Annotated in this window: 19 protein-coding genes; 6 read left to right on the top strand and 13 right to left on the bottom strand. The window is 47.1% G+C overall.

Going from position 1 to position 26,005, the window contains the following annotated elements; all coding sequences use genetic code 11:
* Positions 1-32 precede the first annotated feature (32 nt).
* From LRP50_RS20565 to LRP50_RS20545, 5 genes are all read right to left on the bottom strand, one after another.
* Positions 33-1,385 carry a PTS ascorbate transporter subunit IIC gene (locus LRP50_RS20565; protein ID WP_420791244.1) on the bottom strand — a complete coding sequence of 451 codons (1,353 nt, stop codon included), beginning with the start codon at positions 1,383-1,385 and terminating at the stop codon, positions 33-35.
* Between the two features lie 11 nt (positions 1,386-1,396).
* Positions 1,397-1,663 carry a PTS sugar transporter subunit IIB gene (locus LRP50_RS20560; protein ID WP_028023199.1) on the bottom strand — a complete coding sequence of 89 codons (267 nt, stop codon included), beginning with the start codon at positions 1,661-1,663 and terminating at the stop codon, positions 1,397-1,399.
* Between the two features lie 10 nt (positions 1,664-1,673).
* Positions 1,674-2,117 carry a PTS sugar transporter subunit IIA gene (locus tag LRP50_RS20555; protein WP_274166319.1) on the bottom strand — a complete coding sequence of 148 codons (444 nt, stop codon included), beginning with the start codon at positions 2,115-2,117 and terminating at the stop codon, positions 1,674-1,676.
* A gap of 355 nt (positions 2,118-2,472) precedes the next feature.
* Positions 2,473-3,258 (bottom strand): helix-turn-helix transcriptional regulator, encoded by a 786-nt coding sequence (locus tag LRP50_RS20550; protein WP_274166318.1) that lies wholly within the window; start codon positions 3,256-3,258, stop codon positions 2,473-2,475.
* A gap of 28 nt (positions 3,259-3,286) precedes the next feature.
* A complete protein-coding gene (locus LRP50_RS20545; RefSeq protein WP_274166317.1) occupies positions 3,287-3,817 on the bottom strand; it encodes a YbhB/YbcL family Raf kinase inhibitor-like protein in 531 nt (176 codons plus the stop codon).
* Positions 3,818-4,034: 217 nt separating this feature from the next.
* Between LRP50_RS20545 and LRP50_RS20540 the strand changes: the two genes are divergently transcribed.
* Entirely contained in the window at positions 4,035-4,841 is an 807-nt protein-coding gene (locus tag LRP50_RS20540; RefSeq protein ID WP_274166316.1) for a hypothetical protein, read from the top strand.
* Between the two features lie 37 nt (positions 4,842-4,878).
* Here the strand turns inward: LRP50_RS20540 and corA are convergent, their stop codons facing one another.
* Positions 4,879-5,835, bottom strand: coding sequence for a magnesium/cobalt transporter CorA (corA, locus tag LRP50_RS20535; protein ID WP_274166315.1), 957 nt, complete (start codon positions 5,833-5,835; stop codon positions 4,879-4,881).
* Between the two features lie 95 nt (positions 5,836-5,930).
* Positions 5,931-6,686 (bottom strand): transporter substrate-binding domain-containing protein, encoded by a 756-nt coding sequence (locus LRP50_RS20530; protein WP_274166314.1) that lies wholly within the window; start codon positions 6,684-6,686, stop codon positions 5,931-5,933.
* 247 nt (positions 6,687-6,933) lie between these two features.
* Between LRP50_RS20530 and LRP50_RS20525 the strand changes: the two genes are divergently transcribed.
* The 4 genes from LRP50_RS20525 (at position 6,934) to LRP50_RS20510 (ending at position 12,041) form a co-directional block, all read left to right on the top strand.
* Entirely contained in the window at positions 6,934-8,613 is a 1,680-nt protein-coding gene (locus LRP50_RS20525) for an eCIS core domain-containing protein (protein WP_274166313.1), read from the top strand.
* Positions 8,614-8,915: 302 nt separating this feature from the next.
* Positions 8,916-10,082, top strand: a complete 1,167-nt coding sequence (locus LRP50_RS20520) for a CHRD domain-containing protein (RefSeq protein ID WP_274166312.1) — start codon at positions 8,916-8,918, stop codon at positions 10,080-10,082.
* Between the two features lie 412 nt (positions 10,083-10,494).
* On the top strand, positions 10,495-11,376 hold the full coding sequence (locus LRP50_RS20515; protein ID WP_274166311.1) for a DMT family transporter: 882 nt from the start codon (positions 10,495-10,497) through the stop codon (positions 11,374-11,376).
* Positions 11,377-11,504: 128 nt separating this feature from the next.
* Complete coding sequence (locus LRP50_RS20510; protein ID WP_274166310.1) at positions 11,505-12,041, top strand: hypothetical protein; 537 nt, start codon at positions 11,505-11,507, stop codon at positions 12,039-12,041.
* Positions 12,042-12,231: 190 nt separating this feature from the next.
* Here the strand turns inward: LRP50_RS20510 and LRP50_RS20505 are convergent, their stop codons facing one another.
* The 3 genes from LRP50_RS20505 to LRP50_RS20495 all read right to left on the bottom strand — a co-directional run bounded on the left by LRP50_RS20505 (position 12,232) and on the right by LRP50_RS20495 (position 18,566).
* Positions 12,232-13,584, bottom strand: a complete 1,353-nt coding sequence (locus LRP50_RS20505; RefSeq protein ID WP_274166309.1) for a calcium-binding protein — start codon at positions 13,582-13,584, stop codon at positions 12,232-12,234.
* A 447-nt stretch (positions 13,585-14,031) separates the two neighbouring features.
* On the bottom strand, positions 14,032-15,648 hold the full coding sequence (locus tag LRP50_RS20500) for a methyl-accepting chemotaxis protein (protein ID WP_274166338.1): 1,617 nt from the start codon (positions 15,646-15,648) through the stop codon (positions 14,032-14,034).
* A gap of 230 nt (positions 15,649-15,878) precedes the next feature.
* The gene (locus tag LRP50_RS20495; protein ID WP_274166308.1) at positions 15,879-18,566 is read right to left on the bottom strand and encodes a DEAD/DEAH box helicase family protein; all 2,688 of its coding nucleotides are present in this window, start codon (positions 18,564-18,566) and stop codon (positions 15,879-15,881) included.
* Between the two features lie 114 nt (positions 18,567-18,680).
* Here LRP50_RS20495 and LRP50_RS20490 point away from each other — a divergent pair, with 114 nt between their 5' ends.
* A complete protein-coding gene (locus tag LRP50_RS20490) occupies positions 18,681-18,824 on the top strand; it encodes a hypothetical protein (protein ID WP_274166307.1) in 144 nt (47 codons plus the stop codon).
* An 85-nt stretch (positions 18,825-18,909) separates the two neighbouring features.
* Here LRP50_RS20490 and LRP50_RS20485 read toward each other — a convergent pair whose 3' ends face one another.
* The 3 genes from LRP50_RS20485 to LRP50_RS20475 form a co-directional block, all read right to left on the bottom strand.
* On the bottom strand, positions 18,910-22,134 hold the full coding sequence (locus tag LRP50_RS20485; RefSeq protein ID WP_274166306.1) for a glycoside hydrolase family 3 protein: 3,225 nt from the start codon (positions 22,132-22,134) through the stop codon (positions 18,910-18,912).
* A 570-nt stretch (positions 22,135-22,704) separates the two neighbouring features.
* Entirely contained in the window at positions 22,705-23,898 is a 1,194-nt protein-coding gene (gene manA / locus LRP50_RS20480; protein ID WP_274166305.1) for a mannose-6-phosphate isomerase, class I, read from the bottom strand.
* A gap of 129 nt (positions 23,899-24,027) precedes the next feature.
* Positions 24,028-25,941: a PTS fructose transporter subunit IIABC gene (locus LRP50_RS20475; RefSeq protein ID WP_274166304.1), complete on the bottom strand. Its 1,914-nt coding sequence runs from the start codon at positions 25,939-25,941 to the stop codon at positions 24,028-24,030.
* Between the last annotated feature and the right edge of the window lie 64 nt (positions 25,942-26,005).

The following is a 26,005-nucleotide window of genomic DNA, read 5'->3' as shown; positions in this document are numbered from 1 at the left end:
GTTAGCGGGCTGGTACTCAGCCCGCTTGGGAGTTAATTGTTTTCTGCAGTTTCAGGTGTTTTCTTGCCTAAGAAGTTCGTGCTTAGTACAAGACCCGCCACCAGTGCAATGCCCAGTACTACCGCTTCTTTGCCGATCATTGCTAGGTAGCCAAGGAAGATACCTGTGATAGCAAAGTCAGAGTCAGAGAACGTTGTATTGGCAAAACCAAGGTCACCCAATACAGGTAGCAGCCAAAGTGTTAGGAAAGTAATGACAACACCGTTAACGAAAGCGCCAACTGCCGCACCGCGACGACCACCTGTTGCGTTACCAAAAACGCCTGCTGTTGCGCCAGTGAAGAAGTGAGGAACAACGCCAGGCAGAATCAAAGTTAATTCCATCACGCCCAAGATGCCCATACTCACCAAACCACCCAAGAAGCTGCACAAGAAGCCGATCAGAACGGCGTTCTGCGCATATGGGAATACGATTGGGCAATCCAGAGCAGGTTTGGCGTTAGGCACCAATTTCTGAGAAATACCATTAAATGCGGGTACGATTTCAGCAAGAACCAAGCGTACACCTTGAAGAATAACGAACACGCCAGCGGCAAAGCCGATTGCTGTCAATATCGCGTAAACGATTGGGTTTTGACCGTTGCTTAAGTTCTCCATGACAAACTCAGAGCCTGCCGCTAACACAAGGATCAAGTAGATGATGCCCATGGTCAGAGAGATTGAGATTGAAGAGTCGCGCAGGAACACAAGGTTCTTCGGCAAATTCATTTCTTCGGTGCTTTTAGATCCTTTGCCGACTAACTGACCAACCAGACCAGAAGCCACGTAGCCTACGGTTGAGAAGTGGCCAAATGCGACGTCATCACTGCCTGTTATCTTACGCATGAAGGGTTGTGCCATGGCAGGGAAAAGTACCATGATAAGACCCAATGTCACTGAGCCGAGGAATACCAGCATTGCTCCGCTAAATCCAGCCACACTCAAAATGATCGCAATCATACAAGCCATGTAAAGCGTGTGGTGACCGGTCAAAAAGATGTACTTAAACTTACTGAAGCGAGCAAAGAAGATATTTGCCACCATACCAAACGCCATAATCATCGACGTCGAAGCACCAAAATCTGCCATTGCAGTGGCGTAGATAGCTTCGTTATTGGGTATGACTCCGCGTAGGCTGAAGCCTTCTTCCATAAGCACACCCATAGGTGTCACAGCAGAAACAAGGATGCCCGCGCCACCGCCAATCACAATAAAACCTAGGATGGTTTTAATTGAGCCTTTAATAACGTCGGAACTCGATTTCTTCTGAATTGCCAAACCTAATAGGGCAACTAGGCCAATCAGAATGGCTGGAGTACTAAGAATATCAGTGATGAAGTCAAGCATAGCCATACCCTCTAATTACGGTTTAAGTAAGCTTCAATCTTTTCTTTCATTGCGACTTTGTCGGTGATGTTAGGAATAGAAATAACATCGCCTGCATGAATACTGTCTGCCAAATCCTTGGTACAAATGAACACGTCAGCCATGTCCGGTGTCACTGAGCCCAAATCCGTGTGCTCAACTTCTGCATCGATGCCCAAATCACGCATGATTTCTTTTACTTTCATTTCGATCATGAAAGAAGAACCAAGACCTGTGCTACAAACGGCCATAATACGCATAGTGTTACCCTCAATATTTTTTAATTATTTCAATGATTTCTTGTGTGTTCTGAGCATTGATAACCGCGAGGACATCCTCGTCGTTACAGAAAAACTCAGAGATAGAAGTGATCAACTCGATATGTTGGTTGCTGTCTTTGGCTGCCAACAAAAGAAGCAGTTTTACTGGGTCGTTATCTTCGCTGTGGAATTCGACACCGTTGCGGACGATAAGCAATGAAAGTGAGTTGTTAATGACACCCTCTTCAGGACGTGCATGTGGCATGGCTATCATTGGCGCGAGGACATAGTAGGGGCCAAGATCCAATGTAGTCTTAACGATCGCATCCTTGTAATCCGTTTTGATGTCGCCAGATTCAATCAATGGCGCGCAGACCAAGTCGATGGCATTTTCCCAATCTGATGCGGAATCAATAATGGAAATTCGTTGTTCAGAAAGCAGCGTCGAGAGCATACATATCACCTTGCTTATACATCTATTAAGTTGTCTATACAGGTTGAATGTACGTGTTTATTGAGGGCTATTTCGTGATATGGCTCTTGTTCATGAAGAGAGTAAAAGCGCAATTAACCATATTGTTTATAAGGTCACAGATGCGGTTTATTTCGCTGACCGTAAGAAATTAATTGAGATCTTGTTCTGATAAATAGTGTCTTTCTGGTGATATGTGAAAGTTTGCAGGTTTGTTTTATGTGTTAACGAATGTGGTTTTAACGATGCAATGGGTGGAGCGAAGGTTGCGGGGTGTTAATGATTACCCAAAGCGAATACACAGAGTAATTTCAAGAAATGAAGAAAGGGTGCATCTTTAGGTCACTTGGGTGCATAGTGTTTGCACGTACTCTTTGGGTGTTAGGCCAAAGGTATCCTTGAAACGATGAGCAAAACGCACTTCCGATTGATAACCACAGGCCAGCGCGACGTTGAGTTGGTTGCCAGATTTTTGCATCAGTGAAAGGGCATAGCCCATTCTTATCTGCGTCAGGATTTGTCTGAATGAGGTTGTTTCAGCAGCGAGCTTACGTTTTAACGTTGCAGGGCTCATAGAAAAGTGCGATGCAACACTTTCCACATTATGTGGTTCACCTGGGTTTAGGCTGAGGTAGCTTGCTAATCGCTCCCTTATTGATCCGGCTTTGCCAGGAAACAACAGGTGAAGCGAACCAAGCTGCTTTAATTCCGCATAAAATCCCAGAAGGAACTGTTGTTGAGTCTCTAAGGCGAGTTCTTTATCTTTCATATCAAAAAGCATCTCAAAGCAGTAAGCAAGCGGTGGTGTGACTGATAAACGTGGTTCATGATCTGGCTTTTTTTGACGTGATTCTTCCAGCCACTCAGCGGGTGGTGGCACCAGAAACGTCAGCGTGCGCGAGTAAAACGCAACGTGGGAAGGCTCGTTGACAAAGGTGAGGTGATGATTGGCTGGAACTACCAACCAATCCTCTTGTGTGTAATGACGAGGTTCATCGTGCCACCAGAGCTTTTTATGTCCCTGATTGACCCAAATAATGGTCGGCGCGTAGATCAACACATTGCGGAGCGGTTGAGATTTTGCTCCGCGAAATTGCCCCGCTTGCACCAGTGTTTTCGTCATTTACTCTTCCTTTCCGTTCGCTATATTGTTACTCACTCACGTAAGTCGCTGTGAGTTTGGCGCTGTCCAATGCAGAGGCGTTAAGCATGTAGCCAATCAGTGCATTCGACGGGTTGCTTGGTAGCTCAAGTTTTTCGGTTGGCAGTGCCCATACCGTAAATTGATAACGATGCATGCCGTGACCTTTAGGTGGGCAAGCGCCACCGAACCCTGCAACGCCATAATCGTTATTCATTTCACGCATGCCATCAAGTTTGCCTGATGCGCCACGATCAACACTGTTCTGTGACGCTGGAATATCCAATGCAACCCAGTGCCACCATCCGCTTCCAGTTGGAGCATCAGGATCATAGGCGGTGATCGCAAAACTCTTGGTTCCTTGTGGCGCATCTTTCCACTGTAGCTGTGGAGACACGTTATCTCCTGTGCAGCCAAATCCTTGAAAGGCGAACGTATCGGCCATTCGCGTTCCTTCTTGGATGTCATTGCTGGTTAATGTTAGCGCGTGGCTGCCAAATGATATGGCGGTAATCAATGGGATCAACAATGTCTTTTTCATGGTGGCTCTCCTTTTCGATGGGATAGCCAGCATATCGATGACTGCCAAGCATTAGTGTACACAAAAGCTCAAATGCAATCCAAATGACGTCAGTTTGAGCTTTTGTGTTTCATTTGTGTTGGGTCGAACAATTAAAGTTATCTCGTCTCAGATATGTAGAACCGACGTTGATAATTGGCTGACATAATTGATTAATACACTTTGAGGAGAGTGTGTTATGCCTGATTCTGATGGGAAACATGAAACGGCGATACAGAACTTAGAATTGCAGAAAAAACAGCTTGAATACGAGAAGCTTAAAATTGAAGTCGAGGCTCTGAAAAATGGGAAGCAGGGAAGTCCGCTTTCATGGTTCGATGGTCGTTGGTTTCAGGCCTGCATTGCAGGTATTGTCGCAGGGGCGTTGATTTGGGCATTTGCCATTGATCACATCAAAAAACTCTACGAACTTCAGTATGAGCAAAGGAAAGCACAAGCCAAGCTAGAGCTGGAGGTTGAAGAACATAAGGCTGCGAAGATCGACCTAGAGAAAGAAATAGCGGTATATCAGAAAAAAAATGAACAGTTAGAACTAGCGAAGACGCGGACTGAAACAACACTTAATGAATTGAGAGTTCAAGCAACTTTACTTTCACCTGATGTTTCAAGCATACCTGGTTCTCTTCAAAAAACCAATATCACCATTGCGGAGTTGTCTAACTCCTTGGTGGATATTAGCGCTATTTCTGATGAGAAAACGCCTGAGAAAATTTGGTTTCCTGTTATTGCTTCAGCTTATCGTGAATCAGACTTACTCAATTTTTTAGAAGAAATAGGTGATGTAAATTTTGAATATAAAGTCGCGGTTTATAAAACCACCGATAAAAAGGGGACGCTCGTTTGGGCGATCACCTTGGGTGGGTATTTAGAAAAAACTGAAGCGGAAGCCAGAGTCGCTTATGCTCGAACCTCAGAACTCTCCCCTGATGCGTATCTTTGGAAATCCGAAAAATGGGGTGAAAATATTATTGATGATTTTCGTTAAGTGAACGGCTAAGCCTACGGTACGGGTAGCGTTAGCATTACAACCATCCCTTCTTCTTGAAATAAAACAGTGGAGCGAAACCTGACGCAACCATCAGCCCGAGGGCAAAGGGGTAGCCGTAGTGCCAGGAGAGTAAGGGCATATGTTCGAAGTTCATGCCGTAGATACTGGCGATAACCGTCGGAGGGAGGAAAACCACAGCAGCAATGGAGAAAATCTTGATGATCTGGTTTTGTTCAATGTTGATGAAGCCTTGGGTGGAGTCCATCAGGAAGTTGATTTTGTCGAACAGAAAGGTGGTGTGAGAAAGCAGCGCATCGATATCACGCACGATTTCGTTTAAGTCTTCACGGTGCTCACTGCGTGATTGTAAGTGTCTCAGCAAGAATGAAATCGCTCGCTGTGTGTCCATTAAACAAAGGCGAACTTTACCGTTACTGTCTTCTTGTCTTGCCAGTTGGCTAATGCACTCTTCTAGGTCGGAGTCATCGTCTTCCAATACCGCGTGGCTTATCTTTTCCAACTCACGGTGTAAATCTTCCAACATATCAGCGTGGTTTTCGACTTTTTGCTCCAATATGGTGAGGAGTAAGGTTTCGATATCCTTGCATCGTATCTGACCGCGTCGGGCGCGAAGCCTCATTAGGCGAAAATCAGCGATATCCCCATCACGCATCGTGATGAGGCGCTGACTTTGCAAAATACAGGCGACAGAAACGGTGTTGTGTTTGCCCTCACTTTTTGCCAAAAACAAAGAGTGAACATGCAATCCACGTCGGTCGACAAAGAAACGAGCTGACGATTCGATCTCATCTACATCGTCAGCTTCAGGCAGCTCAATTTTTAGCAGCGAACTAATCACTTCACGTTCATGTTCGCTGGGATCATGGGCGTCTATCCAAGCAGCTTTAGCGATCAACTGGTTCATGTCAGAAAAGTCATAAGCATGAATTTCAGTGATCACACCAGATTCGATGGTGAAGAAACGAAGCATATCGACCTCTTATCTGTTTTAACGCTGTTGTCTGTATTTCTAAGTGTGTGTTCAGGATCGCGAGAGTTTCAAGATAGACAGATGTTTACGCTGATTTATTTAAGTTGATTCTTTGCCATCAGGTCGTCTTGAACGCTTTTAAGTACCATCTCATCGAGAATGAAATTAACCGTGTTCAACATGCGCTGTTCGCCTTTTGGGATCAGATATCCAAACTGGCTGCGTGTGAACGGGTCATCACATCGAGAAGCATCGAGACGCGTATCGGTCACGTCATAGAACACGCCTTCAGGTGTTTCAGTCACCATGACATCTATGTCGCCAGCCGCAACGGCTTTGGGAACATCTAGGTTGTTTTCGAATTTAGTGAAGGTCGCATTGGGAAGGTGCGCTTCGGCAAACTTTTCGTTGGTCCCACCAATGTTTACGCCCACTCGAACGGAGGGTTTATTCACTTCTTCCAAGGAATCAAACTGTTCAACTTTGCCGTCAGCCACTAAGAAACATTTACCAAACACCATGTAACCTTGGGTTTGCTCTGCTGCTAACTGACGAGACATTCGGCGCGTGATGCCACCCATCGCAATGTCATATTTGTCTTCTTGTAAATTGCTGACAAGGCCTTTCCATGTGGTGGGAACGATTTCGAGTTTTACGCCCAATTGGTCGGCCACATGCTGAGCCACATCAATGTCATAACCGGAATAGCTATTGCCATCAAAAAACGAAAAAGGCTTGTAGTCACCTGTAGTGCCAACGCGAATAACGCCCGCTTCCTGAATGTCCTCTAGCTGGTCAGCGTGCGCGAATGCTGACAGCGCCATCGTGGCGACCAATAACAATTTTTTCATGCTTATCCTTTGCGGTAATTGATGTCACTTTGAGCCTAACAGCAATGAAACCTCGTACTTGACGCATTAATGGGCAATTCGAAAAAATCACAAAACAAGTGACATTGTCACAATTTGTTAACTGACGTTTGTTAGCCGATGGGCGGGCAGAAAAACGGTTCTTGGCGGTGAGTGTCCAAATAAAGACAGCGCGTCTATTTTTGCTGGTTAAGCTTTCATCAGGCTGTATGAAATTAAAGAGGCGATTATGTTTAGCTTTCAGCCCAGTCACATCAACAGCGACTTACACCATGGCGCATCAAGCCCACTTACTGGTTTTCCAGCAATTGCTCGCCCAATGCCAGTGACAGCAAGACCTATGCCTTTGCAAGCCAAACTGACGATGGGTAGCAGCCACGATGTGTTCGAGCAAGAAGCAGATCGGGTCGCAGATCAGGTAGTGAGCATGCCAATGTCTGCTATTCAGGGGGCGTGTTCATGCGGTGGAGTATGTTCGGCGTGCAAGAGCGCTAGCGGTTCCAGGGAGTTGGGCGTGCAAAGAAAGGCACAGAATACGCCCGTGCTTAGTAGCCCGCCGATGCCGCAAAGTTCTTCGAGGCAAACTTCCTCTGTGCCTTTGGCGGTTCACCAGACTCTGCGTAAACCAGGGGAGTTATTAGACAATCAAACTCGTTCATTTATGGAACCAAGGTTTGGTGCTGACTTTAGTCAGGTAAGAATTCATACAGACAATGATGCGGCGAAATCCGCACGTAGTATTCATGCGCGAGCTTATACGGTCGGCAGTCAGGTAGTGTTTGGGACGGGACAATATAGACCACAGACAGACGCGGGGCGACGACTGATTGCGCATGAACTCACCCATGTGATTCAACAGCAATCGAATTCGGGTAGCGGTGTCATTCAACGTGCAGAAACGGATACAGCAGGGAATTGTGCCAGCCTAAAAGACTGTGAGTCTGACATCGATAAAAAGGTAAATACATCGCTGACCAATGCGAGGAAGTTAGCAGGTAAACCACCCAAAGCAAGCATCGTTGTCAAAGGACTCGCCAATGACTTAGCAGTGAATCAGTCCGTTGGGCGAAGTGCGATAGAGGTATGGGCGGATACGTTGCCGTCATCGAAAATTTCGCTACCCGCGCAAAGCAGCACAAAGTACAAAGGAGTGGGGTACGGGATCTGGGCCAATCCATTATTTCCTATATTAAACCCGACAATGAAGGTACATGGAATTTGTATCGGCAGTGACAAGTTGGGCCATTTCTTCCAGCAAGGGCTAACCTATTTTCAGACCGAAGCAACAAAGAGTACCGCTGCAGCAGAAGAAGAGAGTGAACGCACTGAAGGAGGGGGATTTGGGATAGAAACCACAGGGGTATATTCCAATGCGGATCAGGAAGCCAATCGCACTGGCGGGAAATTTTATAAAGATTTGGTCGCTAATCCTTCGTTGTCCTTTGCCATTTCGAATTACATCAACAGCAATTGGAACGAAGAGACGAATCCTAATTTCTACGAGAAAAGTGTCGGCGGGCAAGTATGGTCCAACTTACTCAAAGGCTCGTGGTCGGGCACATCATTAACACTTTTCCCTGTTTCGCATGACACGGTGTTTATCGATTTGGGTGCCACGTCGGGCGGAAAAATCAAAGGTACTATACAAGGTGGCGTTGGCCCTGTAATGAACAGTGGCACGATAACAGGAACCATCACAATGAATACCAAGAAGGTGAGAGGTCAGAAGGTCTGGGGCAGTAAAACAACGCCAACAGCAGTTACCGGTATTGAACTTCATTTCGATTGGAAGATGGGCAGCGAATCTGGAAAGGGTATGTTGGCGTCTTCGGACGAGCAAACGTTAGTAGGAACGTGGGGCAATGGTACGTCAACCGTAGACAGAGGCATGCTTCGTTTCACTAAGTGAGGGCGGTGTTTTCTTCCCTTATTGGGTTGGGGTTCAAGCAGAAGCTATTGGCTAGCTTGAAGGGGCAACCCGCGTTGACGGCAATCAAATAAATCACCACCTCGGCTCCCTATATGTAACCAGACCCACATGGTAGTGCGGTCGTCTGTCTCTCAATATTACGAAGAATGACGCATGAATGCGTAAGTTATCAATAGCCAAGTAAATACCACCAATGTCTGCATCCATTATTTTCATTGGTTCGTCTTTTTTATGATCGGGCCTCTGGTGGCCTCTATAGATGGACGAATGAGGATATGTGGATGAAAAAACTCGTGGTGGTTATTGCGTTGCTATTGCTGTCAGCGTGTGGGTTTGAGGCAACAGAAACCTACAAATTAACGCTTAGTGGTGCAGAGGCAGTGCCTATAAATGGCTCGGAACTGACAACAAAAGCCAAGGTTAAGTTGGATGAAAATCGCAAAAAACTGCGTGCAAAATTGTTTGTCGAAGATATTGAAGGCTTTAAGTTTGCGCATATTCACAGCGGGGGGATTGGGCAAACGGGAGGCGTTGAATTTACCTTTGAAACACCTAAAAAGCACAAATGGAAACACGGGGAGCGTCGTTATCTCGAAGTGCGTGAGGACAAACTGAGCTACGCACAAATCGAAGCACTATTAGCGGGGGATTGGTATATCAACGTGCATACTGACGCCGTTCCATCGGGTGAAATTCGTGCTCAAATCGTACCGAAAACCACGACGATTATTTCCTTTAAAGTCAATGGACGCCAACAAGTTCCTGCCGTCATGACCGACGCAAATGGCGAAGGGTACCTAGCGTATAACAGCGACGCAGAAACATTGAACATGCGAGTCATTACGCAAGGTATTGAGTCTGCGATGGCGGCTCATATTCACGAGGGTCGTGTGGGTAACAATGGTGGCGTTTTAGTGGCACTCAACCAAGATGCTGAAGACGCAAATGTTTGGACTGCGCCAACAGATACTTCTTTAAGCAAAGAGACATTTAGTAACATGCTTTCTGGCGCGTACTACACCAATTTTCATACGCCAGCGCACCAAGGCGGCGAAATTCGCGGGCAAGTCTTCTCATCAGATTATTCACTTTATGCCTTTCCTATGAGCGGCTCACAAGAAGTGCCGCCGGTGACCACCGATGCGTTTGGTGATGGCTATGCGTTACTGAATAATTCTAATGGGTATGTCGAACTAAGCGTTTTGACTCATGGTGTAGACGATGCTGTGGCGGCTCATATTCATCAAGGTGTTTCTGGATCCAATGGCGGTGTTGTCGTTGGGCTTGAGCAAAGTGTCGATAACGATAGTGTGTGGATGACACCAACAGGCACGATGTTGGATTTAAGCCAGCAAGAGGCATTTCAGACAGGTGGGCACTACGTCAATGTTCATACCCCCGCGGTGGGCAGCGGCGAAATTAGAGGACAAATAGTGGCACAGGAGTAGTTTGACCCTATTGCCCGCCGGAAAAAGCGGGCAATAGGTGAGTAAGTAATACCTATTCAAATTTCCGTACTAATTTCCTTATTAACTTCCAAAGTGCTCACTCGCTGATATTTTCATTAGTTGGCTAATGGCTAATGGCTAATGGCTAATGGCTTCTTGGCGTTGTGGAGAAACAGCCACGCAATCTGACAACATTAAAACGGATATGACTGCGGTGCTCGGTGCTTCTTAATTCCCCCAAGGACGCTGAACGCTCAGCATAAAATGGGTGCCATATTGCACCTACTTTCCAAGCGGCACATCAGTGCCGCTTCTTTAATTTATGGTCAAATAGTGAATATACGATGTTCAATCTCCTCATCCAGTGAAATAATGTCCGCGCCTTTCTCTTTCCCTATTCTGTTGGTGTTAAATGTTGCCCGAAAAACGTGCTTCTTTGATCTTGTTGTTTGTTACCGTTTTGGCTGCATGGGGGTGGATATTTTCTAAAGAAGCCATTCAGGGTATGCCTGCGTTTGGGTTTATCGGCTTACGCTTTATTCTTGCTTCCTTGTGTATTCTGCCGTTCTGTTTTCGACAATTGAAAGTGGTTGAAAGAGGCGTTCTTATGCGAGCAGCAGGGGTTGGCAGCGTGCTGGCGTGTGCCATCTTGTTCTGGATTTTTGCAATGTCTGTCAGTACATCACTGGGAGAGGGCGCATTTATTATGAGCTTGTCCATGCTGATCGTGCCCCTGATTGCTTGGCTGATGTTCAAGCAAAAGCCTCCGCGTATTTTTTGGTTCTCTATGCCTATTGCTGTCAGCGGTCTTGCGTTGCTGTCTTTAGGCGGTGTGGGTTGGCAATTGTCACCAAGCCAGCTCTGGTTTTTGCTCGCTGCTCTCTTTCTTGCTGTTCATTTTAATTTGAATAACCGCTACGCCCAGCGTATTCCGACACTTGTACTTACCTGTGTTCAGTTATTCTCAACGGGTGTGGTCGCCACCATTGCTTCATTGCTGACAGAAACATGGCCGGACACCATATCGCCATCTATCTGGGGTTGGTTCTCTTTAAGTGTGTTAGTGGCAACCAGCCTGCGCTATTTGATGCAAACACTGGGTCAGAAAAGCGCAAGTGCGGCGAACGCTGCCATCATTATGATTTTGGAGCCTGTTTGGACAGTGATATTGAGCGTGGTGTGGTATAGCGAATCTATGCCTGCACATAAGGTGGCAGGCTGCGCGTTGATCATGTTGTCGTTGCTAATTTACCGAGGACTGGAACCACTTAGACGTTGGATAAGAAAGCGATAAGGCTCTGATAGAGCGAGAAGTTGTTGTGAACTGAGTCTTAACTATCAGCCAGCTGAGCCATTAATCTCGCGGTACGATGTCATTTATCCGCTCAATGGATGAATAATAAAAAGGACTCAGAGGGATCTATGAAAAAGTTACTTGTTGTAGCAGCAGCGTTGGTGTTAAGTGCTTGTTCAACCATGCAACCGCCGCGATACGCAGTATCCGTGGACAATATTCAGAAACTCAAACAACTGGAAACCGTTGAGGGAGAATTTGTTTCTCTCAGCCAAACAGTGCCGTTTTCTTCAAACTGTCGCTTAATGGGGCCGATTGAACCAGCTGATGGGCTTTCTATCCCAGATTTCATCACAAAGGCGTTTAATGATGAACTCAAAATGGCTGACCGCTTTTCTGCCGAGGGTATCGACATTACTGGCGAAATCACCAAAATTGAGTTTTCGTCTGTGTCTGGCCTAACAAACGGCTATTGGGATATCGGCCTGAAGCTTAAGTCTTCTAACGGTGAGTCTTTAGACGTGAGCAACAAATACACATTCAAGAGTGGATTTGATGCCATTACTGCCTGTAACGCGACTGCCGATGCGCTTTCACCTGCGGTTCAGGATTTGATTAAAGCGACGATCAACCAGCCTGAATTTGTGTCTCTAATGGCAAAATAACAGCCTCTACGCTTGGTTGAGTTGATGTGAAAAGCGGCCAGTAGTTTGGCCGCTTTTTCTTTCCAAAAAAGGAGATGTCACGTCTTCACAATCTGCTTATGTTTCATTCTTTTATATCTGCCCGCCTTAAATCACGGGCAGGGAAGTTGGCATTGCCCAGCGCATATCGCTCTAGTCAATTCGTGTTGCCTTAACCAACCATTTCGCAGCCTGTGACGAAATCAACATAGTCATTTTTAAATTGACCGCAGAAGTTTTGAAGTTCGACGGTTGAGCCATCTGCGAAATCAAGCGTTACAGTATTCCATGTTTGAGTGATGTTGATTTCGTGGATTGATGAGGCCAAAGAGGTGTCGATTTGGATTTTGTCATACCAGCCATGAAAATCCGTGATAGTGTCATTGCCGTCACCGCGGCAGAAGTAGAAAACATCTTTGCCGCAGTTGCCCTTAAGAATGTCATCACCCGAGCCACCAACGATGTAATCGTTGCCCCAACCGCCATCGATATTGTCATCACCACAACCGCCATTAAGTTGATCATCGCCACAGCCGCCATCGAGTTTATCGTCTCCGCAGTCACCGTAAAGGGTATCGTTTTCGCCATGTCCCCAAAGTTCATCGTTACCTGAACCACCGTAGAGCTTATCGGCACCTGCTTCTCCCTTTAGCTTGTCGTTGCCCTCACCACCGAGAAGAATGTCGTTACCCCATCCGCCCCAAAGCGTGTCACTGTGATTGCCACCACTGAGAAAGTCGTCGTCGCAGCCGCCATAAAGTTCATCGCATCCGTCACCACCATAGAGCTTGTCTGCGCCATAGTATCCAACGAGTTTGTCGGCACCATCATTACCTTCTAACACGTCATTGCCGCAGCCACCATCGACGTAATCATCACCGGTTCCGCCGGACATGATGTCGTAGCCATCGCCGCCCCACATTTTGTCATTTCCTGCGCCGCCATCGATAACGTCATTACCCCAGTGTCCGTCAATATGATCACTGCCTTCTCCGCCACGGATGTTGTCGTCTCCGTGCCAGCCGATCATTCTGTCATCACCGCAACCACCAAACAGCACATCATTACCGTCACCACCGTCGACATAATCGTTGCCATCACCACCATCAAGCGTGTCGTGCCCTTGACCTCCCCACAGGTGGTCTCTACCCGAACCGCCGGAAAGATAATCATTGCCTTCTTCGCCTTTTAGGGTGTCATTGTCATTTCCACCAAATAGTTGGTCGTTATCATGTCCCCCATACAAGACATCACAGCCCCAACCACCGTAGATGGTGTCACAACCAAAACCGCCATAAGCCTTGTCGTTGCCATAGCCTCCTTCTATCCAATCATTGCCATAACCACCTTTGATGTAGTCGTGGTCATAACTACCGATGATTTTGTCGTCGCCGTTCCCTCCATCAATCAAGCACTCGTTTCCATAGGCTTCGATGTAGTCGTTACCGTCTTTACCGTAAATCCACCCTACGTGATGATGGCTAATAATGGTGTCGTCGTGTGACGTTCCTGTCATTGTTGTCATATCGTTCTTCCTCTCTGTTTGTCTAACTATGTGTGCTGATTAGCGATATGACTATGGCAGTGTTAAACAAGAATTCATGTCTCTAAATCAAGAATCATATTCTTGAAAGGCATGGGTTTTTGAAAGTCTCATCAATTGATGTGTGATTGTTATTCCTTGCAGTGTGAGTCTATATAACTGGTCATATTGTGCGGGTGTAAGGCGAATGTTTAACTAAGAGCAGGGACAAGGAAATGGCGCGTATTGACGACATGACTTTGTGACTTAATTATAGATGGAGGGGGATGGTGTTAATGGCAATACGATGTTAGCGACATGGGGGTTAGTTGCAGTATCTTAGGCTATGAGTAGCGACAAGGTCATACGTCTACCTTGGTAGTAGACGTATGTAAGCGGACATATCCTGGATGAGTAAAAAGAGTATGTCGAAAGTATGGATTGCTCGAACTAAGCGATCTTGAATCGACTCATCAGTTGATTTAGTTCTTCTACTTTGCCTTCCAATCGCTGAATGTTTGTGGCGCTTTGCTGTGCTTGAGAAAGAGACTGATTAGAGATGTCGCTAATAGCCGTAATATCTGATGCAATTTCTTTGGTGACGGCAGTTTGCTCTTCGGCCGCTGTCGCGATTGAGCTAATCATGCTCTGTACCATGGCTGCACCGGACACAATGTCCTCCAGTGCTTTGACGGCGCCGTCACTCTGAGAGACGCCCATCTCAACCAATTTGTAGTTTTCTTGGGTACGAGATACGGCATCTTGGGTTCCAGTTTGAATGGCCTGAACAATGTTCGCGACTTCTTGCGTCGCTTTGGTTGTGCGTTCAGCAAGCGCTCTTACTTCATCTGCAACCACGGCAAAGCCTCGGCCAAATTCGCCGGCGCGAGCGGCTTCAATGGCAGCATTGAGTGCCAAAAGATTGGTTTGCTCGGCGATACCTCTGATCACCTTAATCACATTTCCAATCTCTTCGCTGTGCTCGCCAAGCTGTTCCATGGTGGTCGACATATCCTGCATTTGAATGGAAACATGCTGAATACTATTGACCATTTCCCCGATGACTTTGCGACCTTCCACCGCATGAAGCTCAGATTTTTTCGCTTCATCGAACGTGGATGTGCCTTGGTGAGCCACTTCGGAAATGGTCAGGCTAAGTTCTTCGGCGGCAGTGGCAATCATTGCCGCTTTATCTGACTGACTTGATGCGCCAGCCACTACGTTACTGCCTAACGTCGATAGTTCGGTTGTTGACTGATGAACATCATTGGTGACATTAGAAATTGCGCTGATTAACTCAATAAGAGATTGTTGCATGGTGTTGATTGATACCGCGAGGCTGGAAAGCTCATCGCCAGTTTTATCCTCGATACCATCGCCATTTAATTCGCCTCTCGCAATACGTTGCGCCGTTTCGTCGAGCACCGTCAAGCGGTGAGTGATGGATGAAGACAACCAATATGCAATGAGGCAAGACAGTATGATCGCGACGAGAGAGATGATCACATTCATCTTTTTGATGTCGTCGAAGTCAGCCATTAATGTGTCGAAAGATGCTTCCATTTGCGCATTTTCAATCACCGAACTTTGGTCCAGCATGTTCTCAATCGGTTGAAGATGCTCAACGTAGAGGGCATGAAGTGTTGTTATTAGCGCTTGGTTGTTTTCGTTGAGAGACAATTGGGAGACGATATCGCGGTCAAATGCTGCTTGGAAATCTCGCATTTTCTCGCTAGCACGTTCAAGGGTTTGATAATCCGAACTGCCGCGTTCTTCTTGTTTCATCGCACGAGAGACGACTGCCTGAAACTCGTTATTGTTTTCGGCCAGTGATGCTTTAGCGCCCGAAACACCCGTGACAACGCCAATGCTGTCACGGTAAACGTCGCCAGCTTCGTCAATCAACACTAGATAGGAAAGGACTTCGGGGACGTCATCCGTTCGTATTTTGGTTACTTCATTTTTTAGCCCAGTGACTTCGAACCAAACTAACGTAACCATGGCAACCATGAGAGCCATAATGCCGCCAAATCCTAGATACAACTTCTGGCGAACGGATAATTTCATGGACATGTTTCTTCCCTAACTCAACGTTTAAATTCATACCGTATCTTGTATCGGAAATTCTGCAGTATTATTTACAGGTCACTGTACTTTATGCGAGGCATGTCAAGTTTTTGATTTTCAACGACTTAAGAGAGCCTGACGATGGGGCAGTGAAATGTGCACCATTTTCCCTCCTGTAAATTGGCGAATTCCTTTGCTCACTGACTTTGGGTTTTATATTACAGGGGGTGTCAGCTCCAACGATCTTGGCGTTTAACTTCGTCACTGAAGTTCGATGAAAAGGCTTTCATTTTGCCTTTGAGCAGTCTTTTTCGCCCATCCGGTGTGCGGGTATATATCAATTCTGACAGGCTGACGTTCTTGCACCAAGACTTGTAGAAGATCATCGCGGTATCTTTCTTGGCACCGAACCTCAGTGGAACAGCGTGGTAATCATCTCGTGCCATCCCGAGAAATTTTCCTTCGCGAATGACTAAATATCTTGGGTTATCAATAGGGGAAAGAATTTCGTGGAGAGAGTCTGCAAATAGGGAAGACTCATAGAAAGTACAGCCTGACAGGGTGAGGAAAAAAGCGCCTTCTGGTGTTTTTATCACGTTAACTTTCATTTGCCGGATAGACGTTTCGACAAACCCAGCCTGACAAAGGGCTTCTGCTAGCGCAATACCGATTTGTTTTAGTGCGCCGTCAACGGGCAGATAACGAAGCACGACCTTGATGGTGAAAAGTGTTTTAGGGAGCTTATAAAGCATGGCACCCAATATCGACAAGGCCAAAACAGGCAGAATGACGGAGGGTGATTGCTTGAACGCGACCATCGTGCCTAATGTGGCGCTGCTGACAACGCCCGCGAGTTGCAAAAATAAATAGCTAAATGACCGCTTGAGTAAATAGCCTCGAATTTGTGGCAGTTTGTTGGTTTTGACGGAAGGAATGACTCTGGCGGTTTCTTCCAGTGACAGTGCTTCATGCCAGCGCTTGGCAACTGTATCGATAGCGTGAAAACGGCGCGTCATTTGCTGATTGCTGGCTGCTATCGGTAAGGTCGCTTTGAGAGAGATAGGAGACTCTATGGCTGTAGCTTTCATGCGTTCAAAGCCGCTTTCAATGGTGAGCATTTTTTCGGATAGCCCGACAAATGTATCAAAGCGCTGCTTGAGGCTGTGAAAATCTGACCAGCCAGTGATTGATTTGGGGTTGATTGCTGCTAAATGCCAAATAGAGCTGATTTTTTCCTTGTTGGTTGGGTCAATACGAATCGCACGTCCACGCATTTGGTTGGTGAGCATAAATGAGCCCACTGAGCTTGCAAGGATCAGCGAATTGATTGCGGGAGCATCCCAGCCTTCACCAAGGAGTGATCGGGTGCCGACAAGAACCTTGATATCGCCACGCATGAGCAGAGCAGTGAAAGCTCCCGTTAACTGGTTGAGCGGCGCAGAAACCTTGTGGTATTGCTTCTGGTTCCCCATTGGCTCCGTTTTGACGTTTTGACTGCTGATTTGAGTGAGTAATGCGGGTAAAAGAGGGGTTGGAATGATGCTCAAGCGTCCCGTTAGCAAAGCAATTTGATTCGATACAGGTGATGATGCGGTGATGGCATTGAATATTGGCCATGCCCCGAGATTGACCTCGCCAGTGTCCATTCCGGATATAAGGGCTTCATCGCGGATGTAATCCGTTAGAATCACTTGTCGAAGGTCACTGCCACGCTGCTGGAACTCGAGCTGGTGGATATTACAACAACCTTCAATTTTTGAGGCGCTGAGTGACAACGTACGTTCAAGTCGTTTTGAACGTTCTAGTGATAGTTCGCGCTTGCTAAGTAACTCTGACGTGTTCAGTTGTTTCTTTAATTGTTCAACAAAAAGCAGGTGCTCATTTTGGTGTTGGTAAGTGTTAGAAAACAGCAGCGCCGCGATCAACACTTGCCAGTGGTGACGCCCGAGTTCAGGTATATCGTCATGCGTGAGATCTAATAGCTGCTTGAGCGCTATGTCGGTAGACAGCCCCTTGGTTTTTATAAAACTGAGGATTGCGATGGCGATTTCTGGCTCTTTGAGCAGCGCTTGCTCTATGTCATCTTGATGCAGCCAAGGGTGGGACAACACAGCATTTTCGAAGGCTTCACTCTCAATCAATGAGTGGCAGAGCGTGGACACTCTCTGGTCATACTCTTCAATCTGCTGTTTTTCCGATAACGTGGCATTGCATGCCCACAGGTAATCTTGATGCGCGCACAATGTGCCAGCTTTGACGAGTTCTGGCACTGAAATTTCTTCATCAATGGGGCCGCAAAGTTTTTCATACCTCGACCATTCGTGGCCTTGTGAATCATAAGGCGGAGTGGCAGTGAGTGAGACTAAGGTAATGTTAGGGAAATGCTCACAGACCTTTTCTAATGCTCGCCACCATTCATTTCTTAAGTGGTGAGCTTCGTCTAGGATCAGAACTTCGATGTTATGGCGTTCGAGCAATTGAATGAAGTGATTGAGCTCATCGCCTTTCAATCCACAGTCATTTTCGAGTAATTCAGCTTCCTCGCTTTCTTCGTCAGTCAATTGGTCTGCTTCAAGCGAGTCTGCCATTTTGACGTGCAACGCTTGATAAGTAATTGATGTGAGTGTTTTAGGGCTGCTGATGGATTGGCTTACCCAATCAAGGGATTGAGCGTCGTCTGTGGCACAAAAATCTTTCAGTCTGTCTATCCATTGATCACGAATAACACGTGTCGGCGAAAGGACTAACGTTGGTTTTCTCAGGATACGAAACACTTCGAGGCCGAGTGTGGTTTTCCCCGCTCCAGGAGCGGCGACGATGTGCAGACGTTTGTCATTGAGGTGCTCATGCACCGCGTTCAGTACTCGGGATTGATAGGGACGCCATGGATAGCAAAACGTCATGGTATCAAATGGCATGTATCATCCTTCTTATTTACATCCTGTCCTTGGAAAAAGAGCGGCTTAATCAGCGCCTAGCTTTGGCAACAATACCGTCGAACAAAACGCCTCATTGGGCTGGGGCATTAAACGATGACGATGAAAAGTACTCAGGGCAAATGTTACCTCAGCCCAATGGATTTCTCTGCATTCATCGTCTCAAAAGCCGCGCTGACTCGTGAGGTGATGGTTACAGCATCAATATTCAGTCTTCCTGACAAAGAAAAGGCGACCTAAGAAGCGGTCGCCTTTGTGTGTGCTGGCTAAATGATGTTAGATGAATACGTAAGATGCATATCACCACCCCGTATTCGTGGCCGTGTTACATCTCCAGTTTTATATTTCTTACTCGATACACCACGCCCGCTTGCGACGCATCCCATTCAGCCAATGTAGCAAAGGGTTTGTTCACCTTAGTGATGTCCAGCGCGCCAGTATTTAGCTCCGAAACGGGCACTGATATTTCATGCCATTCTCCCGTCGCCAAATACCCCAAAGGATAATCGTTACCCGAGCCCGCCGTGGACTCCATTTTCACTACAATACTCTCACTTTGGGTTTCGCCAGAGTTCGCTGGTGTGCCATAGCTTTCGACATAAATGTCGAAGGTTAGCTGCCCTGACGTGAAATTGACCAAATTGCGGTTTTCTCCTTGCACCAGCACCAATCCTTTGAAGAATTCGGGGCTGTTAGGGTCATAACTAACGGTGAATTCATGTGTTGAATCAGAAGGGTCGTTACCTGATACCACGACGTGATCTTCAAGGCTCTCCCACGTGTCGGTTCGTGCCTGCCATGTGACGAGGTTGGGTTCCCACGCTTCCCATACATCAACCGTTTCGCCTTCTAACGGCGGCAATGTCGGCGCTTTCAGATCGTCACAACTGATGGCATCGTCAGCAGGGTCGATACTTTTCGGCACGTAACGCACTTCACCAAGGTTAAATTCAACCTCTTGGTCTGCGTAAATCAGGAACGGTGTATTGAGGATGGAAAATGCCATGCCCTCATCGGCGAAGCATTCAAGTGGGATCTTAATGGTCGTCCACTGTGTTTCGTTAGCACCTGTCGGAGCTGGCAGCACTTTGTGGACAGCCACTTGTCCGAGGCAAGGCCACTGACAGTGAAGCGCGAGCACCATGCTGTCTGGCGCTTGAGATTTCATGTCGATGTCGAATTGCAGCGTGGCATCGGCGTTGAGGTAGCTTTGTTTATCAACCGTCTGCTCGTTAGGTGTTTGCATGTACACTTGTGCAGGTGCTTCACCAGTAAACTTCACGTTAATGGCATCTTGTTGGTGCAGATGGTCAATAGGTGTTGTGGTTATTGAACCAATACTGGTTGGAGAGCCATTGGATACAGTCACACCCGCCCAACCGTTTGATGACCCAGCAATACGCGGGACGAATTCATCGGATGCAGAGCGTCCGAAGATCTCAAGGTTAGTGGTTGCAATGCCATCATCTGGCGCATCTAAGCCGCAGCCATACTCACGCGGGTCGAGAGGAAGGTTATCGAGATCAGTGGTGACCTTGCTGCTCTTTTTCTTGTTGTAAGACAAGCCATAGCCATAAGCAAAGAGCGGAGCGTGGTCACCTTCAATATATTGTTCCATCTCTGGCGTTTCATAATCCATCAGGTTTGGTGCTTTGCGATTGATGGTGGTCGAGCATTTGGTGTTTGGCCAAGAAAACGAGAGACGACCGCGAAAATCTTGACGATTTTCACGGAACAACACATCCGTAATACCGCCTGCTTCTGTACCCGGTAACCATGCGGCGATGAAGGCATCAGAATGGTTGATCTCATCGTTCACATACAGTGGGCGACCGGAGTAAAACACGGTAACGACTTTCAAACCGCGTTCTTTCAGTGATTTTATCAACCTAAGATCGGCACCATATGCCGATTTCAACGTAGCGTATTCAAGGGTTTTCGTGGCGTTGATATCACCAAACATTTCAGCGTATGGGTCTTCACCAATCACAACGACAGCAATGGCATCATCGGGAGCGGCATCAGCATCAGTATAAACATTGTCTTCGCCGACTTGCTGTTGCATGGCCATTAACATGGTGGTTGCACCCGGGAAGTCATTCTCAAGCGTATTTTCTGTGCCTTGCCAAGTGAGAGACCAACCGCCCGTTTGTTTCTGAATGTTATGTGTAGCACTGCCTAAGACTAAGTAAGATTGATTGTTGGAAAGAGGCAACACTTTATCTTTGTTTTTCAGCAAAACAAGGGATTCGCTCACCGCAGTTCGCGCCAATTCTCGGTGCGCGTCAGAGCCTAAAATCTCTTGTTTACCAGCGAGACGACGTAGCGAGGGTTGTGGCTTCTCCCAAAGATTCGCACGCATTTTTACGCGTAAAATACGGGTGACCGCATCATCAATGCGAGACATTGGGATCGTGCCGTCTTTCACTTGGTCAATCACATTGCGGTAAAAGGCTTGCCAGTCTTTGCGGGCCGTCACCATGAAGATGTCGTTGCCTGCGAGAACCGCTTGAGGGCAATTGCCTGCGGTACAACCATTGATTTCACTGTGTCCGTTCCAGTCTGTGACGACCAACCCATCAAAGCCCATTTTGTCTTTCAACACATCGTTGACGATGTATTTACTGCCATGAAGCTTCTTGTTGTAGTTGTCAGTTCCCATGACGTCATAGTTGGCGTCGTTGTCCCAGGAATTGAAAGAGGTCATGACCACTTGTGCGCCCGCGTCCAAGCCAGAAAAGTAGCCTGTGGCGTGTATGTTCCGCAAGTACTCTTCGGTGTATTCATTCGAACCACGGTCAGCACCTTTGGTGGTGCCGCCGTCTCCGAGCCAATGCTTCACATTGGAGATGACATGATTTTCACTTTTCAGTCCACTGGCGCCACCTTGTAATCCTTCAACCATTTGCGATGCGTATTGGTAGATGATTTCAGGGTCTTCAGAGTAGCCTTCGTACACGCGTCCCCAGCGATAATCACGTGGGGCGGCAACGGTGGGGGCGAATGTCCAGTCAAGGCCAGTGGCAGCCACTTCTTGCGCTGTGGCTTGACCGATTTTTTTGATCAGTGACGGGTTGTTAGCGGCACCGAGTCCGATATTGTGGGGGAAAACGGTCGCGCGGAACACATTGTTATGTCCGTGAACAGCATCTGTTGCCCACATGAATGGAATGCGAAAGCCGCGATCGGCATAGCCTTCTTCAAGCGCCAAATAGTATTTGTCTGCTTCATCCGCCCAATCTTGTGCTGTAGCGTATTTGTTGCCATCAGGCCAACCGCCTCCACCATTAAGAATGGAGCCGAGTTTATATTCTTTGGCTTCTTCCGGTGTCACGCTGCGTAGATCGGGCTGGATCATTTGCCCGACTTTCTCTTCCAGCGTCATTTGCACCAGAATGTCCGACACGCGACGCTCTATCTCAGGATCTTTCGCAATTGCACTGTTTATCTGAGGCCAGTCTGGGAAGTAAGGCACTTTTGATTCATAAAAGCAGCCAGACAAAATGGCCAACGAGGTCATTCCTGACACGATGATTTTTCCTTTGAGCATGATGCCCCTCCGAGGGTCTTCCAATTGTCTTTCGACTGTGTACTCAATATTTGATTAGACATGAAAGCGCTTTCTTATCTTGGTCAAATACTCCCTCGAGTACGCCGTATATTCAGGTCGCCATTTTCTATCCATGTAGAAAAATAGCGCCAGAACTCTGGGCAATGGTAGGGCAAATTCATACATTAAACATAGTTGAAGTATGAAACATGTTAGCGTATTTATTCTACGCAACACATTCTCAATAGAGGGAATTCAGGTGTTAAATAATATTAGACATTTCGCCTCGAAATATATGCAATCATTGTCGTGGGCAAGGTGTGGGAATGGTTTTTAAATTAATTAAAACAGACAGTTAAAGCAGGTGACTAAAGCAGGTGATTAAAGGGAGTGGTTAAAGTGGAAGGTGAAATGGAAAGTAAGAGTAGGTAAATATCATGTGCATTGAGATAAACCTGAAAGGGAAACAAAGAAGCCCGAATGTTACCGGTGCTTCTTTAGACTTAAGGTGTTAGGTTGCAAGCCTGTGAGGGGGACACAGACTCGCGGTAACTCGGTCAATTAAATCTGTTAGTTAAATGCGCGGGCAAATGAACCGCTGCAAGTCACTAAGTATTCACCGACAAACGCGGGAACAAAAACGGATTCACCTTTTTGCAGCGTGACGCTTTCACCCTTGGCGTGAGAGACGGTCAGTGGCGCATCAATGGCAATTAGAATTTCTGCGCTGGTAGTGTGCAGAGGTTCATTGTCCGTTTGCTGGTAAACACCGAAGTTAAAATCAGGCACTGGAATTGGGTAGATCTTCACATTGCTTTTAACATTCGAGTTTGGTGAAAGAAGAATAGTGTCTTTCGGCATCGGTACGCAGCGGGTGCACGCTATAAGTTCTTCAACGTCCATATGCTTTGGTGTTAAACCTGCACGAAGCACGTTGTCTGAGTTCGCCATGATCTCAAGCCCAGTTCCTTTGATGTAAGCGTGTGGCGTACATGCATCGAGGAACATGGCTTCACCAGGTTGAAGCGTTAACGTGTTTAGGATCAGCGGCGAAAATAGGCCAATGTCACCCGGGTATTGCTCAGACAATGTCATTAACAACGAATACAGTTCGTCGGTTTGGTTGTTTGCGGCAAAATCCAGTAACGCTTTAACTGCGGTGTCTTTTTGCTCGCCATCCAGTGAAAGCAAGGCTTTAAAGAATGCACTTAGCCCTTGCTCGTTTTGGTTAGCATCAAGGTTGGCAACTAGCTCAGACAGCACGTCGATATTGAGCTGGTGGAAGAAGGCCAGAATTTCCGCATAATCGCGGAAGCCATTCATTGCCGTGTAAGACGTCAGGGCGTAAACCAGCTCAGGTTTATGGTTAGGATCTTTGTAGTTACGAAAGCTCGCTGACAGAGGAGTGCCTGCCGCTTCTTCCTTCGCATAACCAGCTTCTGCTTGTGCTTTGCTTGGGTGAACCTGCACGGAAAGTGCTTTTTCGGCGCACAGCACTTTGAACAAATACGGCAACTCGCCAAACGTTTCCGCGGTTTTCGCGCCAATAATGGCTGACATGTCTTTGTTAATGAAATCAGAAAGCAGGGTTTCTTGACCATCAACAAGGATTGTCGAACAACCATTTGGGTGAGCGCCCATCCAGATTTCAGCTTGCGGTTTATTCTCAGGGTTTGCGATGCCAAAAAGGGTATTCAGCGAGGTGTAGCTGCCCCAAGCGTAATCTTGAATCACGTTGTTGAGAGGATAAAAATATGCAGTCATTGTGGTTTTTGGACTCGTTAAATATCTGGGGATAGTTTACCAGAAGTTAAACCCTGGATAGATGTGTCAACGCAAGAAAATCAATGCACGAAAACGCTCCCTGAATATAAGGGAGCGCATCGTTCTTACTTACACAGCGTTAACGGTAGCTGCATTTTGTGCTTTGGCTTGGCGCATCTTCTTCAGCGAAACAGCAACCAGGGCGGTCACAATCGCACCTGCAGCCATACAAGCCAGCGCAAGAACAGGCTTGTTCATCGCACCCAGAAGGGCAACCACTGGGCCACCGTGTGCCACGCTGTTAGTGATACCGAATGAGAAGGCCATCACAGCCGCAACCATTGAGCCGATAACGTTCGCAGGGATAACAGACATTGGGTCTTGGGCTGCGAATGGAATCGCACCTTCAGAAATACCCACCAGACCCATAGCGCCCGATGCTTTACCCGCTTCAATTTCTGAATCTTCAAAGATGTTGAACTTGCGGCCAATTACAGTGGCCAGTGCCATACCAAGTGGAGCAACAGGGATTGCACAAGCCATTGCCCCCATGAATTGCGTTTGACCACTTGCAATCATGCCAACCGAGAACAGGAACGCCACTTTATTGAATGGACCACCCATGTCAAAGCCGGCCATGCCACCCAGTACAATACCCAGAAGAATTACGTTGCCTGAGCTCATGTTGGTTAGCATTGCGTTCAAGCCTTCCATCAAACCCGCAATTGGCGCGCCGATAACGAAGATGAACAAACTCGCGATGAACAAGCTACCCGTGATAGGTGCGATCATGATAGGAACGAGAGGCTGAATGAACTTGTGGTAGTTGCGTGTAGCTACCCATTTCACAAAGTAACCTACCAGCAGACCCGCAACGATAGCACCGATAAAGCCCGTACCTGCTTCAGCACCATAGAAAGAACCGTTGTTGGCAATCCAGCCACCAATCAAGCCGGGTGCTAGACCTGGGCGGTCAGCAATCGCGTAAGCAATGTAGCCAGAAAGAATAGGGATCATCAGTGTGAATGCGACCACACCTACATCGAGTACTTTGTTCCAAAGGCTATCTGGCGGAATCGCCATGCCAGCTTCGGTAGGTTGACCACCGATAGCGAGTGCCAATGCGATAAGTAGACCACCCGTTACAACAAACGGGATCATGTGAGACACGCCATTCATCAGGTAGCGATACAAGTCAGAACGCGCTTGTGACGCTTTGCTTTCGCCTGAATTGGTCGCGTTGTCGTCCGCAGAGGCAACATATTCTGGCGCTTGTAGCGCTTGGTTTATCAAACCCTTTGCGTCTTTGATTGGCGCTTTCACGCCTGTTTTAATCAAACGTTTTCCGGCAAAGCGTGCCATGTCGACTTGCTTGTCACAGCTGACAATGATGGCTTCCGCACGTGCGATTTCTTCAGCGGTTGGGCTGTTTTTGACGCCAATCGAGCCGTTGGTTTCGACTTTCATCTCAAAACCGAGTGCCGCCGCGCCTTTCTCTAGCGCTTCTGCAGCAAGGTAAGTGTGCGCAACACCAGCAGGGCAGCCAGTGACACCAATCAATAGGCCTTTGTTGGCTTCAGGTGAGTCTTCTTGCGCTTTTTTCTCTAGCAGTAACGCCAATGCTTGCTCTGAGTTCTCTGCATTCATGAATTGGTCGATGAAACCATCTTCAATCAACTTGGACGATAGCTCAGCCAACACTTCAATATGGTGGTTAGCACCGCCATCAGGCGAAGCAATCATGAAAAAGAGTTTTGAAGGTTGACCGTCTTCAGCACCGTACTCGATACCTTGACGACTGATGCCGATAGCAACAGCAGGTTCAATCACTGCAGCACTTTTCGCGTGAGGAAGGGCAACGCCATCCTCAAAGCCAGTATTGCCTAGCTCTTCACGCGCATGAATGTCTGCCAGAAACTGCTGTTTGTCGTTCACTCGACCTTGAGCGTGAAGCAGTTCGATCATCTCGACAAACACGGCTTCTTTGGTTGTTGCGCTCAGGTTTAGGCAAATCAGATTTTCATTGATTAGCTTTGTAATCATGAAGTCACCCCTAGATAAATTGTTCTTATTGATGGCGTTAGCCGATGTGACTATTTTCGATGTA

This window comes from Enterovibrio gelatinilyticus (assembly GCF_028683095.1).
Taxonomy (GTDB): Bacteria; Pseudomonadota; Gammaproteobacteria; order Enterobacterales; family Vibrionaceae; genus Enterovibrio; species Enterovibrio gelatinilyticus.
The sequence above is the reverse complement of the archived record's forward strand: the minus strand, read 5'-3'. Positions and strand labels throughout refer to the sequence as shown.

Coding starts and splice junctions, on each gene's coding strand:
- LRP50_RS20565 (WP_420791244.1), bottom strand. CDS start 1,385: ATGCTTGACTTCATCACTGATATTCTTAGTACTCCAGCCATTCTGATT.
- LRP50_RS20560 (WP_028023199.1), bottom strand. CDS start 1,663: ATGCGTATTATGGCCGTTTGTAGCACAGGTCTTGGTTCTTCTTTCATG.
- LRP50_RS20555 (WP_274166319.1), bottom strand. CDS start 2,117: ATGCTCTCGACGCTGCTTTCTGAACAACGAATTTCCATTATTGATTCC.
- LRP50_RS20550 (WP_274166318.1), bottom strand. CDS start 3,258: ATGACGAAAACACTGGTGCAAGCGGGGCAATTTCGCGGAGCAAAATCT.
- LRP50_RS20545 (WP_274166317.1), bottom strand. CDS start 3,817: ATGAAAAAGACATTGTTGATCCCATTGATTACCGCCATATCATTTGGC.
- LRP50_RS20540 (WP_274166316.1), top strand. CDS start 4,035: ATGCCTGATTCTGATGGGAAACATGAAACGGCGATACAGAACTTAGAA.
- corA (WP_274166315.1), bottom strand. CDS start 5,835: ATGCTTCGTTTCTTCACCATCGAATCTGGTGTGATCACTGAAATTCAT.
- LRP50_RS20530 (WP_274166314.1), bottom strand. CDS start 6,686: ATGAAAAAATTGTTATTGGTCGCCACGATGGCGCTGTCAGCATTCGCG.
- LRP50_RS20525 (WP_274166313.1), top strand. CDS start 6,934: ATGTTTAGCTTTCAGCCCAGTCACATCAACAGCGACTTACACCATGGC.
- LRP50_RS20520 (WP_274166312.1), top strand. CDS start 8,916: ATGAAAAAACTCGTGGTGGTTATTGCGTTGCTATTGCTGTCAGCGTGT.
- LRP50_RS20515 (WP_274166311.1), top strand. CDS start 10,495: ATGTTGCCCGAAAAACGTGCTTCTTTGATCTTGTTGTTTGTTACCGTT.
- LRP50_RS20510 (WP_274166310.1), top strand. CDS start 11,505: ATGAAAAAGTTACTTGTTGTAGCAGCAGCGTTGGTGTTAAGTGCTTGT.
- LRP50_RS20505 (WP_274166309.1), bottom strand. CDS start 13,584: ATGACAACAATGACAGGAACGTCACACGACGACACCATTATTAGCCAT.
- LRP50_RS20500 (WP_274166338.1), bottom strand. CDS start 15,648: ATGAAATTATCCGTTCGCCAGAAGTTGTATCTAGGATTTGGCGGCATT.
- LRP50_RS20495 (WP_274166308.1), bottom strand. CDS start 18,566: ATGCCATTTGATACCATGACGTTTTGCTATCCATGGCGTCCCTATCAA.
- LRP50_RS20490 (WP_274166307.1), top strand. CDS start 18,681: ATGACGATGAAAAGTACTCAGGGCAAATGTTACCTCAGCCCAATGGAT.
- LRP50_RS20485 (WP_274166306.1), bottom strand. CDS start 22,134: ATGCTCAAAGGAAAAATCATCGTGTCAGGAATGACCTCGTTGGCCATT.
- manA (WP_274166305.1), bottom strand. CDS start 23,898: ATGACTGCATATTTTTATCCTCTCAACAACGTGATTCAAGATTACGCT.
- LRP50_RS20475 (WP_274166304.1), bottom strand. CDS start 25,941: ATGATTACAAAGCTAATCAATGAAAATCTGATTTGCCTAAACCTGAGC.